The 1,007-nt window shown below is 70.1% G+C and carries 1 protein-coding gene; it reads left to right on the top strand.

All coding sequences use genetic code 11. The features are described 5' to 3' along the window. Window positions 1-1,007 (top strand): AMP-binding protein (locus D7X96_RS40615; protein ID WP_208647448.1); only part of this gene is annotated, 1,007 nt, incomplete at both ends.

Genomic DNA, 1,007 nt, shown 5'->3' with positions numbered 1-1,007 from the left:
CTGCTGCTGTACCCGCCGGGGCTGGACTACATCGCCGGGTTCTTCGGCTGCCTGTATGCCGGGGCGGTGGCGGTGCCCGCGTATCCGCCGGACCCGATGCGGCTGGAGCGCACCCTGCCCCGGCTGCGGGCCATCATCCAGGACGCTCGGGCGACGGTGGTGCTCACCACGTCGGGCATCCTGGAGCTTTCTGATTTCGTCTTCGAGCAGGCGCCGGACTTCCGTGCGCTGCACTGGATGGCGACGGATTCGCTGCCGGAGGGTGGCGAGCGCGAGTGGGTGGCGCCGGAGTTGGGGACGGAGTCGCTGGCGTTCCTGCAGTACACGTCCGGGAGCACGGGGACGCCGAAGGGCGTGATGCTCACGCACGGCAACCTGCTGCACAACCTGTCGCTCATCCACGGGGCGTTCGGCGCGCGCAGGGAGAGCCAGGGCGTCATCTGGCTGCCGCCGTACCACGACATGGGGCTCATCGGCGGCATCCTGGAGCCGCTGTACGGGGGCTTCCCGGTGGCACTCATGTCGCCGATGACGTTCCTCAAGCGGCCCATGGCGTGGCTGGAGGCGGTGTCGAAGTTTGGGGGCACCATCAGCGGTGGGCCGAACTTCGCGTTCGACTTGTGCGTGAAGAAGAGCACGCCGGAAGAGCGGCGGGCGTTGGACTTGAGCCGGTGGGAGGTGGCCTTCTGCGGCGCGGAGCCGATTCGGCCGGAGACGCTGGAGCGCTTCGTGGAGGCGTTCGGCCCCAGTGGCTTCCGGCGTGAGGCCTTCTACCCGTGCTACGGGCTGGCGGAAGGGACGCTGATAGTTTCCGGAGGCGAGAAGTCAGCGCCGCCGGTGTCGGTGACGCTGTCGTCCACTGCGCTGGAGCAGCACCGCGCGGAGGAAGTGGGCGCGGCGGAGGCCGGGGCACGGACGCTGGTGGGGTGTGGCCGGACGCTGGCGGAACAGCGACTGGCCATCGTGGACCCGGAGACGCTGGAGCGGCGGGCGCCTGGGCAGGTGGG

The sequence above is a fragment of the Corallococcus interemptor genome, from assembly GCF_003668875.1.
Taxonomy (GTDB): Bacteria; Myxococcota; Myxococcia; order Myxococcales; family Myxococcaceae; genus Corallococcus; species Corallococcus interemptor.
This window is presented reverse-complemented; position numbering and strand designations above follow the sequence as displayed.